This is a genomic window from Streptomyces sp. NPDC053427 (assembly GCF_044544985.1).
Taxonomy (GTDB): domain Bacteria; phylum Actinomycetota; class Actinomycetes; order Streptomycetales; family Streptomycetaceae; genus Streptomyces.
On record NZ_JBITYA010000003.1, the window covers coordinates 595,186 to 610,217 of the forward strand.

Genomic DNA, 15,032 nt, shown 5'->3' on the forward strand with positions numbered 1-15,032 from the left:
ATCATGATCCCTCCCTATGCGCCCAAGTTCACCCACACCGACTGGATCGACAACGAGGACCGGGTCCAGGCGGGCGGCGAGAACGGATTCAACATCCGCTTCCACAAGCTGGAGGCCGAGTTCGCCACCCTGGCCGACGAGCACCTCAACCCACTGATCGAGTCACTGGTCCGGGGGGATTCCTTCCTCTCGCTGGTTCCGATCCTCACCCCGACCCGGGTGCCCGATGCCGGTACGCAGCCCTCGCTGCCATGGCTGGTGGCCACCGACGTGGCGCAGAAAGCACCGGGAGCCGCGGAGGCTCACGGCATCATGAACGTCGTCCTGCCGGAGGGCGTCGAGCTCAAGTCGTTCCAGGTGTTCGGCACCAAGCCGAACGACGGCAGCACCATCACGGTGACCCTGCGCCGCAAGGACTTCTCGGGCGCCGGGGCGGAGGACCTCTGCAGGGTCACTGTGCTGAACACACCGGCCCTTCCACAGACTCCGGCGAAAGTAACCAACAAAACGCACCGGTACTTCATCACGGCGGACCTCAGCGCGGCACCGACCGCGGCCGGTGCGGACTCGGTCAAGCTGTCCTGCTTCCAGATTGCCTACCAGTGATCGCCCGTCCACCACCGAAAAGGAGTACCGAGATGTCACTCGGACCGCCGCAGACACAGGGAGGAAGCCCCAGCACCTTCGACCCGGGGCAGGAGACTCCGCCGCTCAACTTCGGCGTGCACGGGGACAACGGGGACGGAGCGGGGGTCATCGGAAGCAGCAGCAGTCCGGCCACCACCAGTTTGGGCCCCGTCGACGCGATCGACAGCGGAGCGGGCGTCCTGGGCGTCAACATCGCCGCGCAGGGCATCGGCGTCCACGGCATCTGCCGCCGGGGCATCGGAGTCCTGGGGAAGGGCGGTGGAGGCGCCCCCGGCGTGCTGGGGGAGGCGACAGTTGGTCCGGGGCTGGCCGGCGTGAGCGCAGACGGGCCCGGTGTGTCGGGCAGCAGCCGCCAGGGTGTGGGCGTCCGGGGGGTGGGTGGCGGTCCCGACGCAGGTGTGTCCGGGACCGCGGAAAGCGGCCCTGGGCTGCTGGGCACGAGCCTTCAAGGGGTCGGTGTCTCCGGCGCGGGTGGTGGCTCCAGCGCCGGCGTGACCGGTACCGGAACCGCCGGTCCGGGCGTGCTCGGCACCAGTATCAGCGGGGACGGTGTGACGGCTGTCAGTCAACAGGGGCACGCTGTGTCGGCGAGCAGCGTCACCAGTGCCGCGGTCAGTGCCTTCTGCACTGACCACGACGGCGTCAGTGGCCTCAGCGTGAACGGCGTCGGAGTCCGAGCTCGCGGCGCCACGGCACTCGTCGCGTTGGGCAACGTCGGCGCGATTATCGAGGGCAATGTCGTCATCACCGGGGCAAGCCAGTTCAACGGCGACGTCCAGGTGACGGGCACGCTGACCAGGGGCGGCGGCGGCTTCCGGATCGACCACCCGCTCGATCCGGAGAACCGCTTCCTGGCCCATTCGTTCGTCGAGTCGCCCGAACGCAAGAACGTCTACGACGGCACGGTCACGCTTGACGCGGAGGGTCGGGCGACGATCGAACTGCCGGAATGGTTCGAGGCGTTGAACGAGGACTTCCGCTACCAACTCACCGCGCTGGGTGCGCCGGCGCCGGAGCTGCACATCAGCCGGGAGGTCACTGACCACACCTTCGCGGTGGCGGGCGGTGGCCCGGGGCAGCGGGTCAGCTGGCAGGTGACCGGGGTCCGGGCGGATGTGTGGGCGCGGGGCCATCCGCTGGCCACCGAGGAGGAGAAGGCTCCCGCCGAGCGCGGCTACTTCCTGCACCCCGGGGAGCACGGGGAGCCACCCGAACGAGGAATGGCCGCGGCCCCGAGCCAGGAGCCGTGAACGCAGTGATCCGCATGACGAGTCGGAGGTGAGGACGGTGCCGGTCAAACCGCCAGAGTCGCAGGACGGGCCCAGTGGATTCGATCCTGCGCAGGAGAGTCCGTCGATCAGGTTCGGAGTGTTCGGGGACAGCAACGTCGGTCCGGGGGTGCTGGGTTGCAGCGGCGTGCCGGCCGCAGACGGCGAGATCCAGAGCGGGGTGGGCGTGCTGGGCGTGAACATCGCGGCGCAGGGCATCGGGGTGCACGGCCACTGCCGTCAGGGAACCGGCGTCTCCGGGAAGGGCGGCGGTGCGGGCGCCGGTGTCGCGGGGGAGGCGGGCAAGGGCCCGGGGGTGTCCGGCCGGAGCTTCGAGGGCACCGGAGTGTCGGGCACCAGCGTTGGCGGCCCCGGTGTCGCGGGGGCGAGCTCCGAGGGTGTGGGAGTGAGCGGTACGAGTGCCAGTGACGCCGACGGTGTCTCCGGTATCAGCGCCCAGGGGGTGGGCGTCACCGGGCTGAGCAACGGCTCGGATGCGGGTGTCTTCGGTACGAGTGCACAGGGCGTCGGCGTCTCCGGGACGGGTGGCCCTAACGGCGCGGGCGTGACCGGGATGGGGGTCAACGCACCTGGGGTGTTCGGCCAGAGCCGACTGGGCGCGGGCGTGTCCGGTACCGGCTTTCGGGGCGCCGGCCTACTGGGGCAGGGGCTCGGAGCCGGCCCCGCGGTGTTCGGCAACGCCGACGGCGGGCCGGGGGTGGTGGGGCAGAGCAGCCAGAACGTCGGAGTGTCCGGCACCGGCGGCGAGGGCAACCCCGGTGTGCTGGGCACGGGCAGTGACGGCAGCGTCGGCGTGCAGGGCACGGCGGAAGCCGGGGACGGGGTGGCGGGCTCCTCGACCGGCGGGAGGGGGGTATCCGGATCATCGGACACCGGGCCGGGGGTGGTGGGGCAGAGCAGCCAGAACGTCGGAGTGTCCGGCACCGGCGGCGAGGGCAACCCCGGTGTGCTGGGCACGGGCAGTGACGGCAGCGTCGGCGTGCAGGGCACGGCGGAAGCCGGGGACGGGGTGGCGGGCTCCTCGACCGGCGGGAGCGGGGTATCCGGATCATCGGACACCGGGCCGGGAGTGTCGGGGGTCAGCGGGGAAGGCCCCGGGGTGTCCGGAAAGGGCGGCCGTGGCAGCGGAGTGCTGGGCGAGATGGAGAACGGGACCGGAGTTCAGGGCGCGGTGACCAGCGGGACCGGGGTGGAGGGGATCAGTAGCCAGGGCACCGGGGTCTCCGGATCGGGCACCGGCACCGGGGTGCTCGGATCCGGTTCGACCGGTGTGGGCGTCTTCGCCACTGGCCCCACCGGCTTGATTGCCAACGGGGCGAACCGAGCCGCCATCTTCGAGGGCGATGTCGAGGTGAGCGGCGCCCTGCACAAGATCGGCGGCGGATTCCGGATCGATCACCCGCTCGATCCGGAGAACCGCTTCCTGGCCCATTCGTTCGTCGAGTCGCCCGAGCGCAAGAACGTCTACGACGGCACGGTGACCCTGGACGGCCGGGGAGAGGCGGCCGTCACCCTGCCGGACTGGTTCGCCGAGCTGAACAGCAAGCTCTGCTACCAGCTGACGCCGCTGGACGGCCCGGCCCCGGACCTGCACGTAGTGCGCGATCCCGGCGGCGGCTTCACCATCCGTGGCGGCGTGCCGGAGGCGGAGGTGTGCTGGCAGGTCACCGGTGTCCGCACGGACGCCTGGGCGCGGGCCCATCCACTCGTCCCGGAAGAGGACAAGGCGCCCGAGGAGTGCGGCTACTTCCTTGCTCCGGAGGCTCACGGCGCGCCGCCGGAGCGGGCGCTGATGGCGCTCCGCCACCCGGAGTTGCCATCAGGGGTGGCGACGGCGCTGGGCGCGACGACTAGCAGGTCGGAGAGATCCGATGGTGGAGAGGTGAGTTGACGATGCCGATCAAACCGCCTGAATCGCAGGATGTGCCCAGTGGTTTCGATCCGGGGCAGGAGGATCCGCCGCTCAAGTTCGGGGTGTGGGGCGACAGTGGCGTCGGGCCGGGAGTCATCGGCAGCAGCGCGCAGGCCGTCGAGATGGGCCCGCAGGGCCCGGACGGGGGAGGGGCGGGCGTACTCGGCCTGAGCAGTGTGGAGGGCGGCGTCGGAGTGCGAGGCCTTGGCCGGGGCACCGGCGTCTCCGGCCAGGGAGGGGGCGACGGCGCGGGCGTGTCCGGTACGGCCGACCGGGGACCAGGTGTCTCCGGGAGGAGCGTGCGGGGGCCCGGTGTCCAGGGGCAGGGCGGGGAGTTGTCTGCCGGGGTGTCCGGTACGGGCACGGCCGGTCCTGGTGTGGCCGGTCAGAGTGCCCAGGGGCCGGGGGTGTCGGGCACAAGCACGGAGGCTCCCGGTGTGCAGGGCCAAGGTGGGGAGTCGTCGTCTGGCGTGGCGGGCACGGGCCTCGCCGGGCCCGGGGTGGACGGCCAGAGCAGCGCGGGGCCCGGGCTGATGGGCACGAGCAGGCAGAGCGTCGGCGTGCAGGGGAACGGCGGTCCTGGCGCGGCCGGAGTGCAGGGGACCAGCGATGAATCTCCCGATGCCGAGGGGTCGGTCGCCCTCGGCGTCGGCGTCGTCGGAAGTGTCATCGAGGGCGACGGTGTGGAGGGGTTCTCCACCAACGGCCGCGGGGTGACGGGGGTCTGCCAGGAGGGGGTGGGTGTCGTCGGGACCAGCGGCACACGCGTCGGGGTGTGGGGTGAGAGCGGAGATCAGGGACCCGATCTCGGCCTCCAAGTTCCTGATGGCAGCATCGGCGTGGTCGCGGTGGGGGACGTCGGCCTGGTTGCCGGTGGGGTCTCCAGGGCGGCCGAGTTCACGGGCGACGTGATCGTCTCCGGCACCATCAACAAGTCGGCCTGCAGCTTCCGCATTGACCACCCCCTCGACCCGGAGAACCGCGTTCTCTCGCACTGTTCCGTCGAGTCGTCGGAGCGCAAGAACGTCTACGACGGCACGGTGACGCTTGATGCGCAGGGTCGGGCAACGGTCGAACTGCCGGATTGGTTCGAGGCGTTGAACGAGGACTTCCGCTATCAGCTCACGGCGCTCGGTGCACCGGCGCCGGAGCTGCACATCAGTCGTGAGGTCAGTGACCACAGCTTCGCGGTGGCAGGCGGCCGCCCGGGGCAGCGGGTGAGCTGGCTGGTGACCGGTGTCCGGGCGGATGCGTGGGCGCGAGGTCACCCACTGGTCATCGAGGAAGAGAAGTCGCCTGCGGAACAGGGCTTCTTCCTGCATCCCGGGGAGCATGGGGAGCCACCCGAACGATGGGTGAGGTTCGGTCGTGCTGCCACGGGAATGTTCGGCATCGCGTGTCACTGATGGAAGACACCTGGGTACTGGTCAGTTGGTGCTGCAGGCGGCCGATCATGGTGTCAGCGGTCCGAATCTTGCAGTGACATGAAGCCGCCTCAGGGGGCGAGTTCATGATCGGCTGCGCCCGCTCCGTCGACGTCGCCCTCATGCCCGGCAGCGGCGTGCCTGTCGCCGACGACGGGCCGGGTGTCCCCGTTGAGGCCGCCGCCGGGGACACCCGGCGGTCCCGGCCTCGAAGCCCTGCTGACCCGCATGCACGCCGGGGCCGGGCGGCTGTCATGCCGTGGCCATGAGCCTCTTCGCCATGGGGCCCTGCGTCACCAACGCCCTGTCGAGCCGCCTGGCGGCCCAGGTGCGGCGCGAAGGGGTGCGCTGGGTCCAGGAGTACGCGCGCGACGTCGCGCTCACCCCGCCCACCGCCGTAGGGTCGGCGACCGGAAGCGGGACTTCTTGCCTTCCTGAACCAGGGCCTGAGCATCTGTGTGACCGACGAACGCCGCCCGGGCGGGCTTCGGCCGGTGCGGTTCCAGTTCCCGGGCGGGGCACGGGACTTCGTCGCCTTCTTCGACACGCGGGCCGGTGCCCCCGTCCATCCGGACGTCATCGCCTTCGAGCGGGAGGATCCGCGGACGGCGGGGATGGTGGAGGTGGCCCCTATCCAACTCGGCCTGGGGCCTTGCCTGGCCACTTGCTACACGCCTGATGCCCGGATTACGGCCACCGCCACACCACTACCGTCACCCGTGAGCCGATTCCAGCGGCCCATCCAACGCCCAGCGTCCGAGTACCCGAAGCCCGCCTCGGTCGCCGTTCAATGGGCGAAGTGCCTGATGTCCACGTCAGCGCTGTGGTTCGTCGAGCAGATAGTCGACGGCCTGGTCGAATGCGGACTGTCCCCCGAGCGGGCCGTGCACGGTTACCGCGCGATCTGGTACTACACCGCCTCGCCGACCTTGAGCACTGGAAGTCACAGGGCGGCGATCCCGCCAATCTCGGCTGGAGTGACACCGTCGTGGAAGTTCCGCCCGGGACGTGCCGGTTTATCCACCACTCGGGGGAACGCGGTTTCGACCGCGATGCTGTAGAGACCGTGAGTTTCGCTCACGTCGAGCGCATCGCCTGCTGACCGGCCTGTTCAGCCAGTGTCCAGCCGTTCTTACGCTCCAGCGGAGCAATCAATCCCCGCATATAGGCAAACGCCGACTCCCTCGGCTCCGACCTGGAAAACCGATGCACGAACCGCTCGTGCACAGCGTCCAGTTCACTGGCCCACACCCTGACATCAGCAAGGTCCCCACCCATGCTCAGACCAACGACCGACCTGCCCAACCGTCACAGCAAACACCGTTGCAGTACTAGCGGGTTGGCCAGCATCTATGCAGCTCAGAGGTGGTGCGGAGCGGATTGGTGCATGTGCATGTGTTGCCATCTGTCGCCACCTCTGGCTGGGTGCATGCTGACTCAATGCCGAGTTGGCTGACGCTTCGTCAGTTGATCCTGATGGGGCGTCATGTTGTCGCGTGACTCGTATCGGGGAGTGAGCGCCTTCGGGTGTAGACCTGCTAATTGAGCAGGGTCGGGTTTTGAAGAAGTGCACGCTTGAGGAAATTCCGTGTTGGGGTGGCAGGAGGCGAATGGGGGCGCATGCGGGGAGCACGGGGCTCTCGGGAGGGGCCAAGGGGGTGCGCGGCATAAGTGATTCGCGCCCTCTGTGCCGCGCGTGCGTGCCCGGGGGCGAGTGCCCAGCGTTTCGCTCCGTGCCTCAGCAGGTACGAGTGGACCTGTGAGACTCAGGCATTGCCGCGTGTACCCCCAGCCGCAGCCCGCCGGTCAGTGCTCGCCCTAGGAGGGCCAGACCATGCGCGACATCGCTCACCGCCACATACCGACCGCGCCCGGCGCTCTTCCCTTTATCGGGAATATTCCGCAGCTACGTCGCCGCCCCTTGGACTTCGTCCGATCGCTGCGCAGCCACGGTGACATAGTCCGGTTCCGGCTCGGCCCCCGGGTGGCTTATGCGGTCAACTCCCCCGCTCTCCTTCAGCAGATGCTCGTGGCCGACGCGAGGCTCTTCGAGAAGGGGAAAATGTTCGCGAAGGGGAGGCTCGTCTCCCGGAACGGACTGTTCACCTCGGAAGGAGACTTCCACTTACGCCAGCGCCGACTCATTCAGCCGGCCTTCCACAAAGCCCGGATCAGGCACTACACGGGCGCGATGCACGAACTCGCACGGGAACGGGTCGACTCCTGGCAGGACGGCCAGGAAATCCTGCTGGACCAGGAACTGCTCTCGCTCAGCCTCGCGACCGTCACCAAGGCTCTGTTCTCGACCAGCATAGGAAAACGGCTCTCCGAGGACGTCCGAAGAGCTCTGCCCATCATTCTCGACGGGCTCGGCCGACGGGCCCTCGCCCCCATCGACGCCCTCGACAGACTGCCCACGCCGATGAACCGGCGCTTCGATCGAGCCCTGGCCACCCTCAAGAACGTCGTCCACCGGATCATCGCGGACTACCGCGCAGACACGGACGGCGGACTCGCCTCGGGCGATCTCCTGTCGATGCTGCTGACCGCGCGGGACGAAGAGACCGGCGCCGGCATGAGCGACGAGCAGGTGTATGACGAGGTCGTCGCCATGCTCATCGCCGGAGCCGAGACCACAGCAGGCGCTCTGAGCTGGGCCTGCTACCAGCTCAGCAGGCACGACGAAGTCCAGCAGCGGCTCCAGGGAGAGCTGGACGGGATGCTCGGGGGCCGCCGCGTCGAGGAGGTCGCCTACGAAGACCTCCGAGCCCTCGGCTACGAACAGCAGGTCATCGCGGAAACGCTGCGCCTCCACCCGTCCACCTGGATGCTCATGCGGCAGCCGATCACCGATGTCGATCTCGGCGGGTATCGCATCCCGGCCGGAGCCACCGTGCTGTTCTCGATCTACGCCCTGCACCGCGACCCCGAACTCTTCCCGCACCCAGAACTCTTCGACCCCGACCGATGGCGTCCCGATCGAGCAGCGAAGATTCCCCGCGGAGCCTATATGCCGTTCGGGAACGGCATCCGCGGATGTGCGGGGGAGCAGTTCGCCCGAGCGGAGCTGGCGGTCTTCCTGAGCGTCATCTTCAGCCGGTGCAGCATCCGGCCGGTACCGGGAAAGTCTGTGCATCCGGTGACCCGGCTGATCACAGCGCCCAGTTCGATGCCCATGATCGTCCAGCGCCGTTCGTAAAGCGACAGACAGAGCGACAGTGCGCATTCGGGAGAGACACATGCCGGACACCACTCATGCTATCGAGAACGCCATCACCTACATATCGACGCAGCACACCCTTTCCTATCCCGATGCCGTGCACGTCATGGGGTCGTATTCCACGGCACAGTTCGTGGATATCGTCGCGCGGCACCTCGGGATGCCGATCGAGGACGTCCGGAAATTCTCGCGATTCCGATGTGAGGGCAGATTCTTCCATCTGGCGATGATCACCGAAGCGCTCCAGGACGCGGTGGCCGCCGGCCACCGCAGCTGCGAACCACTCGTCGAGGAGAACTCCGACCGCCTCGTCGCCGGCCAGGACGGCATATCGTGGCGGTACTTCCCCGGCTTCGAGCCTTTACCGTACGACGCCGACAGCCTCGCCCAGATCGCGAGAGTGCTCCTACGGTCTCGGCGGGCACACCCAGCCAGACTGACCGACGCCTTCGAACTCGCCGCAGCCAACGCCTGGGAAGACGGCGCGATCAGCACCTTCCTCACCGAGGATCCCGACCGGCGCGCTCTCGTGAACAAGGTATGGGGCCGGGGACGGGACGACACCGGCCGCGACCCTGAGGTCGTCGCCAACCTCCTGTACACGGCGCTGCTCTACGAACGCCAGATCGGCCCCTCGGCCCTCACCCCCCTCATCTCCCGCGCCACGAACTGGCTGGCCGAGCAGCAACAGGCCATGGGCTTCTGGCGAGCCTCCTGGTACGTCGGAACGTGCTACAGCACATACGCGGCGGTACGGCACCTGTCCGCGGTGGGCGGGTACGAGGAGACGATCGAACGGGCCGTACATTTTCTGCTCCAGGCCGAGGCCCCGGATCCGCTCAACCGTGCCCTCGCCATGCTGGCGATCGCGGCCGGCGGAGGCCGGACGTCGGACAATGACGTGGACCTGCTGCTCCGCAGCCAGTTCCCGGACGGCTCCTGGGAGGCAATCCCGCTGCTCGACAACCACGCCCGCATCTGGGGCAGTCGCACGGTGACCACCGCCTTGTGCCTCAAGGCCCTGCTGACGACGGCGGCCTGGTGAGCACGCCGCCGGAGCATGGGGACGACACAAGACTGAGCGCATATGTGCTCTCGGGCGGGGCGGCGGACCCACGGCTGGGGATTGACCAGGCAATCGCCGCCGAACGCATGGGACTTGAGACCGTCTGGCTCTCCGAGCGGTGGGGCACCAAGGACCTCGGCGCTGTCGCCGGCGCCATCGGTCAGGCGACGCAGAGGGTGAACATCGCCGCCGGGATCACCCCGTTCCAGACCCGCCACCCCTTGCTGCTCGCCTCACTGGCCGGCACCCTGCAGTCGCTGACCGGGGGCCGGTTCATTCTCGGGCTGGGTCGCGGCGGCTCCTGGCTCTCCGGCCTGGGAGTCCCGCCGACAGCCACGGCCCGGGTGGTAGTGGACACCGTCACGATCCTGCGCCGTCTGTGGGCCGGCGAAACGGTGTCGTACCACGGCCCCGCCGGCGACTATCCCGCCCTGAGGCTGACCGACCTGCCGTGCGACGTCCCACCGCCGCCTCTGGTGCTGGCTGCACTGGGACCACGCTCGCTGGAACTCGCCGGGCGGCACTTCGACGGCGCTCTGCTGCCTGCCTTTCTCACCACCGACGCAGTGGCCCGCGCCTCGGCCGCCGTCCGGGCGGCGGCCGCCGCGGCGGGTCGGGACCCGGCTGCCGTCCTCGTCCACGCCACAGTGATCGTCATGGCGGACCGGCCCCCGGCCGAGGAGGCCGTGGTCAGCGGGCGAGCAGTGACCTACCTTCAAGCACCCGTCCATGGCGAACGTCTGGCGCGCCTGAACGGCTGGGATCCCCGCAGGCTCGACCCCATGCTCGCCCACCCCCGCATAGCAGCCCTCGGCAACACCCTGGCGGATACGGTCTACCGCCCCCACGATCTCGTCGACGCCGGCCGCCTCCTCCCTCACGAATGGCTCAAGGAGTCAACCGCCACCGGCAGTTCGGCACAATGCGTCGGCCGACTGCGTGAGTACGCCGCTGCTGGGGCCGACCGACTCGTCCTCCACGGCAGCCCACCCGAACTGCTCGCCCGCACCGTGAGCACCTTCCTCGACGGCGCGTTATGACGTTCACCGGCGCGGCTTCGTCGCCGCTCGACCTGGCCGCCATCCGCCACCAGGTCGATGCCGTGCTCCATGACTTTCTGTCCCACAAGGCCCGCGCGGCTGCCCACGACGGCATGCCGTCCGAGACCATCGAGGTACTGCGTACCTTCTTGTCGTCCGGCGGCAAGAGGCTCCGCCCCGCGCTCTGTGTGATCGGTTGGCACGCCGCAGGGGGGCGGGGCCCTCTCGCCCCCGTTCTCCGGGCCGCTGCCTCGCTCGAACTCTTCCACGCGTTCGCCCTCATCCACGACGACATCATGGACGGCAGCGCGACCCGGCGCGGCTGCCCCTCCGTCCACCACGCCCTCGCCGCACGCCACGCCCACCGCGCCGACGCCGGACGGTTCGGCGTCGGCGCCGCCATCCTCGTTGGCGATCTCGCCCTGATCTGGGCGGACGAGTTGCTGCACACGGCCGGACTCGCCCCCGACCGGCTGGCCGCCGCGCTGTCCGTCGTCGACACCATGCGCACAGAGATCATGTACGGGCAGTATCTCGACCTCCGCGCCACGGGCCACCCCACAGCCGACCTCGACCTTGCCCTGACAATTGTCCGCTACAAGACGGCTAAATACACCGTCGAACGCTCCCTCCAGCTCGGCGCCGCCCTTGCCCGAGCCGACGACACCATGCTGACCGCGTGCACCCGGTATGCCCTCCCCGTCGGGGAGGCATTCCAGCTGCGAGACGACCTCCTCGGAGCCTTCGGTGATCCCGCCATCACCGGCAAACCCGCCCTCGACGACCTCCGCGACGGCAAACACACACCATTGATGGCACTCGCCCTGCAACGCGCCGAACCTCACCAGGCCGCGATACTGCGCAGCCTGGTGGGCAACCCGCACCTCGACGAGGAGCGAGCCACGTGCGTCCGCAGAATCCTCACCGACACCGGAGCCCGCGAGACGGTGGAGCGGATGATCGCCATCCGGCGCCGGGCCGCCCTCGATGCCCTGGATACGGTCGCATTCCCGCCCGCACCGTCCGCCGCTCTGCGCCACCTCGCCCACAGCAGCACGGTGAGGAACACGTGACCTCTCTCCCGGGCGGCTGCCGGCCCCGACCCGGGCCCTAACCCTTGATCCTGGACACAGGTTTATGCGGCTGGGGCCGGCGTAGTTGATGGTGTATTGAGTGCCGTTTCGAAGGCGATCGGGCTGCGGTGTCCGAGGCTGGAGTGGCGGCGAACGGTGTTGTAGCGGTGCAGCCAACGGAACAGGGAGAGCCTGGCCTCGCGCCCGTCGGCGAAGGCTCGGCGGCCCTGGAGCGTCTCCCGCTTGCAGGTTGCGTTGAAGGACTCGGCAAGCGCGTTGTCCGCCGAGCCGCCCACCGCGCTCATGCTCTGGATCACACCCGCCGCCCGGCAGGCACCGGCGAACGTCCGGGACGTGTATTGCGCTCCGTGGTCCGTGTGCATAATGGCGCCGGCGAGGCTGCCGCGGCAGCGTTGGGCTGCGGCCAGGGTGTCGATGACGAGCTCGGCACGCATGTGATCCGCGATCGCCCAGCCGGCCAGGCGCCGTGAGGCCACGTCGATGACCGTGGCCAAATACAGGAACTTCCCGCTGACGGCTTCCGGCGAGTTGCCGGTGTCGAGCCGGAAGACGGACTTCTGGGTCAAGCAGATCAAAGCTCCCGCCGGCTACGACCTCTCAAACCGTCCAAGACGTTCACCGCGGGCCCCGGCGCCCCAGTGACCGTGACCGTGACCGTCACCAATTCCAAGACCGCGACCAAGCCGGAGCACGATCCCTCGGACAAGCCGACGCACGAGCCCGGTGCACCCTCGTTGTCGCCCGCCGCTGTACATCGGCCCAGATTGAGCCGGACGCCAATCCACTCATGGGAACGGCTGAGCAATGCCGCCGCGTCATGGCCGGCTCTGCTCAGTCGAGTTCACCGAATCACCACTGTCCTCGGCGACACCCTCCGCTTCTCCCACGCCCCCGACGGCGGAGCCATCGCCGAACTCCGCCTCCCGCCCCACCCGGACCAGAGTCGATCGACTGCGGACAGGGATCCCATGGCGAGATCTTCCGCCGCAGTTCGGGAGGTGGCAGACGGTGTTTGACCGCCACCGACGTTGGTCGGCGGACGGCACGTGGGAGCGGGGCCTACGTGCCGTCCAGGCCAAGGCTGATACCTACGGGCGAATCGACTGGTCCTTGGTCAGCGTGGACTTCACAGTGTGTCGTGCCCACCAGCATGCTGCCGGCGCTCGCAGAAGCACGCCCCGCGTACCAGGGAAGCGATCCCGCCCCGCCCGGCACCGGGCAGATGAGTGCGGACCAGGCCTACAGTTCGCGTCGCAACCACAGGTACCTGCGGTTGCGACGAATCAAGCACACCATCCCCAGAACCGAAGAACCAGCAGGACAACCGATTGCGCCGAGGCGGCAAGGGAGGCCGTCCCGTCAGCTTCGACAAGTCGATCTACCATCGCCGCAACGAAGTTGAACGAACCACCCTGGCCCTCAAGGGGTTCCGGGCCGTGGCCACCAGATACGACAAAAGAGAGTTCAGCCGACTGACAGGTGGTACCGCAGCTTCTCCTTCGCTTGTGCTCCCAGCCGGTCGTAGAACCTGATCGCGTCCGTGTTCCAGGGCGGGGTCTGCCACTGGACTTGTCCGAGCCCCAGCTCATGCGCTTCGGCAACCACAGCTTCCACCAGCAGGGGGCCGACTTTCAGACCCCGATGACCATCGCGCAGGAACAGGCAGTCCATGTGGAGATACTCTGCCCCGTCCCACGTGGACACCTCCGGAGCGCACGTGGCGTACCCGATGATCTCGCCGTCGTTCAACTCCGCGACGAAGCAACGCAATCGCGGAGTCTGCGAACCGAACAGCAGCACCTCCAGCCGCCGGGCCAAGCCAGTTGGCGGGGGCGCCGCCCTCTCGTACGCGGCGTGCTCAGACACGAGCTGGACAACGTGAGGAAGATCGGCAACGCGTGCGCAGCGCACCCTGGCCACACCGGTGCCCGTCACCGGACCTCACCCTCCAGCACATCGCTGCGCCAGGCCACAAGCCGCTCGTCGAGCCCACCCCGGCCGTCCAGCACGTGCCGGGTGACGGCATCCCGTTCGTGAGCCAGGACCGCCGCTTCCCACACGCACGGAGCAAGGCCCGACCGGCCGGGGCGGAGCCGGGCAGCATCGTCGGCCGGACCGACGAAGACGGCGAGGTCGGACATGTACCCCTCGATCCATGTGTGAACAAGGACGTAGTCACCGTCACCATCGGCATGGACGAGCAGCACGGCGAGGCCAAGTGAACCCCGCAGATACGCCGATGACAGGTGATCGGCGGCGACCCGCAGCGCGGTCTGCAGGTTCTCGTCCGTCACACTCCGCCCTGGCGCCTCGATCGCATAGGGCTTCACCAGGTGCCCAGCAAGCGCGCGGCTGCCCAGTGGCCGTACCGTGCGGGCGTGGTAGCCATCGGCCAGCGCTAGCAACGTAGACGAATCGACAGAGGTCAGAGGCTGGTCGGACGGGGACTCTCCAAGATCGGTCATACGGCCATGATGCACGCGTGTGCCACACGCCCGATAGGGGCACCATTCGCCCGACAGGCCCTGATCCCCCGTGAAATCGCCAGTCTCCACGAGGGGCTCAATGCGTGCGATGAGCACGGCGACATTATCCGGGCCGGCGGGAAGCCGGAGCTCGGGAAGGGGCCCGTCGCAGGTCTCCTCCAGGGTGCGGTCGGGTGTGTCAAGCAAGCGCAGGAGGGGCATCGCAACCCGCTATGACGAGACGGCAACCATCTACCTGGCCGGACTCCACGTCGCCAGGATCTTCCTCGGGTCCGCGAGATGAGGCCCTATGACGATGCCGTCTCTGCCAAGCATGATCGCAGCCGTCCCTGCAGGGACGGGACGGATGCGTCGTCACAAGACATGACGACCACGAGCCTGCCGAGTTCGATGCCTTCGGACCGCTGTGCGTAGGACCATCGCTGTCCTGCCTGCAACAGGGTGTTGAAGAGCAGCCGCTGTTCGGAGGTAGCGCCCGACAGTGCCTCATCCGCGGCCTCGACGATCAGTACGTAGTGGTCCGCAGACAGCCACTTGAGGTCGCGCAGGCAGTCGGAGAGGACATTCCAGTTCCATCCGAAGTAATCCGGCAGCTTCAGTCCGTCGTAGAACTGTTGGAGGACAGCGTCCGTGTCGTGCATCTCCCGGCCGTCAAGACGCGCGACGTACGTCCTGCCGGTCACTGGAAGCAGCAGATCGACAGGCAGAGCGTCTTGCTTCGCACCTCCATGCAACCAGGGCATGGTGTGCACTGCCACCCTCCCTCCCGAGAGCCACGCCGTTGACCGACGTCAGCGGCGAGCTGCACAGTTTGGAGCCAAACGAAACGGCCTGGCCACACCCGCACGCCTCA

Annotated in this window: 12 protein-coding genes and 4 pseudogenes; 11 read left to right on the forward strand and 5 right to left on the reverse strand. The window is 68.6% G+C overall.

All coding sequences use genetic code 11. The features are described from left to right. Nucleotides 1-3: 3 nt before the first annotated feature. From ACIGWZ_RS10735 to ACIGWZ_RS10755, 5 genes are all read left to right on the forward strand, one after another. Nucleotides 4-606, forward strand: coding sequence for a hypothetical protein (locus tag ACIGWZ_RS10735; RefSeq protein ID WP_400062920.1), 603 nt, complete (start codon nt 4-6; stop codon nt 604-606). 32 nt (nt 607-638) lie between these two features. After that, complete coding sequence (locus tag ACIGWZ_RS10740) at nt 639-1,898, forward strand: hypothetical protein (protein WP_400062922.1); 1,260 nt, start codon at nt 639-641, stop codon at nt 1,896-1,898. A gap of 166 nt (nt 1,899-2,064) precedes the next feature. Then, nucleotides 2,065-3,828 carry a hypothetical protein gene (locus tag ACIGWZ_RS10745; RefSeq protein ID WP_400062924.1) on the forward strand — a complete coding sequence of 588 codons (1,764 nt, stop codon included), beginning with the start codon at nt 2,065-2,067 and terminating at the stop codon, nt 3,826-3,828. Nucleotides 3,829-4,319: 491 nt separating this feature from the next. Continuing rightward, nucleotides 4,320-5,255, forward strand: a complete 936-nt coding sequence (locus tag ACIGWZ_RS10750) for a hypothetical protein (RefSeq protein WP_400062926.1) — start codon at nt 4,320-4,322, stop codon at nt 5,253-5,255. 476 nt (nt 5,256-5,731) lie between these two features. Next, nucleotides 5,732-6,334: a hypothetical protein gene (locus ACIGWZ_RS10755; RefSeq protein WP_400062928.1), complete on the forward strand. Its 603-nt coding sequence runs from the start codon at nt 5,732-5,734 to the stop codon at nt 6,332-6,334. A gap of 40 nt (nt 6,335-6,374) precedes the next feature. Here ACIGWZ_RS10755 and ACIGWZ_RS10760 read toward each other — a convergent pair. Further along, a pseudogene (locus ACIGWZ_RS10760) lies at nt 6,375-6,551 on the reverse strand (IS701 family transposase); the annotation flags it as partial. Nucleotides 6,552-7,107: 556 nt separating this feature from the next. On the opposite strand from ACIGWZ_RS10760, the gene ACIGWZ_RS10765 reads away from it, so the two are divergent. From ACIGWZ_RS10765 to ACIGWZ_RS10780, 4 genes are read left to right on the forward strand one after another with little or no spacing between them, the layout of a single operon-like run. Next, nucleotides 7,108-8,472: a cytochrome P450 gene (locus ACIGWZ_RS10765; protein ID WP_400062929.1), complete on the forward strand. Its 1,365-nt coding sequence runs from the start codon at nt 7,108-7,110 to the stop codon at nt 8,470-8,472. A gap of 40 nt (nt 8,473-8,512) precedes the next feature. Next, nucleotides 8,513-9,538 carry a hypothetical protein gene (locus tag ACIGWZ_RS10770; protein WP_400062931.1) on the forward strand — a complete coding sequence of 342 codons (1,026 nt, stop codon included), beginning with the start codon at nt 8,513-8,515 and terminating at the stop codon, nt 9,536-9,538. A gap of 44 nt (nt 9,539-9,582) precedes the next feature. Then, entirely contained in the window at nt 9,583-10,599 is a 1,017-nt protein-coding gene (locus ACIGWZ_RS10775) for a TIGR03857 family LLM class F420-dependent oxidoreductase (RefSeq protein ID WP_400063283.1), read from the forward strand. Further along, nucleotides 10,596-11,672, forward strand: a complete 1,077-nt coding sequence (locus ACIGWZ_RS10780) for a polyprenyl synthetase family protein (RefSeq protein ID WP_400062933.1) — start codon at nt 10,596-10,598, stop codon at nt 11,670-11,672. Before ACIGWZ_RS10775 ends, ACIGWZ_RS10780 begins: the two co-directional genes overlap by 4 nt. Nucleotides 11,673-11,734: 62 nt before the next feature. Here the strand turns inward: ACIGWZ_RS10780 and ACIGWZ_RS10785 are convergent. Continuing rightward, nucleotides 11,735-12,202: pseudogene (locus tag ACIGWZ_RS10785) on the reverse strand (transposase); the annotation flags it as partial. Between the two features lie 4 nt (nt 12,203-12,206). Between ACIGWZ_RS10785 and ACIGWZ_RS10790 the strand changes: the two are divergent. Beyond that, nucleotides 12,207-12,427 (forward strand): annotated as a pseudogene (locus tag ACIGWZ_RS10790) (hypothetical protein); the annotation flags it as partial. 214 nt (nt 12,428-12,641) lie between these two features. Then, nucleotides 12,642-13,225: pseudogene (locus ACIGWZ_RS10795) on the forward strand (transposase); the annotation flags it as partial. Here the strand turns inward: ACIGWZ_RS10795 and ACIGWZ_RS10800 are convergent. The 3 genes from ACIGWZ_RS10800 to ACIGWZ_RS10810 all read right to left on the reverse strand — a co-directional run bounded on the left by ACIGWZ_RS10800 (nt 13,158) and on the right by ACIGWZ_RS10810 (nt 14,922). Further along, nucleotides 13,158-13,628, reverse strand: a complete 471-nt coding sequence (locus ACIGWZ_RS10800) for a GNAT family N-acetyltransferase (protein ID WP_400062936.1) — start codon at nt 13,626-13,628, stop codon at nt 13,158-13,160. The pseudogene ACIGWZ_RS10795 and the gene ACIGWZ_RS10800 overlap by 68 nt on opposite strands. Beyond that, the gene (locus ACIGWZ_RS10805; RefSeq protein ID WP_400062938.1) at nt 13,625-14,275 is read right to left on the reverse strand and encodes a hypothetical protein; all 651 of its coding nucleotides are present in this window, start codon (nt 14,273-14,275) and stop codon (nt 13,625-13,627) included. The genes ACIGWZ_RS10800 and ACIGWZ_RS10805 overlap by 4 nt, the downstream gene beginning before the upstream one ends. Before the next feature lie 191 nt (nt 14,276-14,466). Next, a complete protein-coding gene (locus ACIGWZ_RS10810) occupies nt 14,467-14,922 on the reverse strand; it encodes a barstar family protein (RefSeq protein ID WP_400063285.1) in 456 nt (151 codons plus the stop codon). Nucleotides 14,923-15,032: the final 110 nt, after the last annotated feature.

Coding starts and splice junctions, on each gene's coding strand:
- ACIGWZ_RS10740 (WP_400062922.1), top strand. CDS start 639: ATGTCACTCGGACCGCCGCAGACACAGGGAGGAAGCCCCAGCACCTTC.
- ACIGWZ_RS10780 (WP_400062933.1), top strand. CDS start 10,596: ATGACGTTCACCGGCGCGGCTTCGTCGCCGCTCGACCTGGCCGCCATC.
- ACIGWZ_RS10735 (WP_400062920.1), top strand. CDS start 4: ATGATCCCTCCCTATGCGCCCAAGTTCACCCACACCGACTGGATCGAC.
- ACIGWZ_RS10770 (WP_400062931.1), top strand. CDS start 8,513: ATGCCGGACACCACTCATGCTATCGAGAACGCCATCACCTACATATCG.
- ACIGWZ_RS10810 (WP_400063285.1), bottom strand. CDS start 14,922: ATGCCCTGGTTGCATGGAGGTGCGAAGCAAGACGCTCTGCCTGTCGAT.
- ACIGWZ_RS10765 (WP_400062929.1), top strand. CDS start 7,108: ATGCGCGACATCGCTCACCGCCACATACCGACCGCGCCCGGCGCTCTT.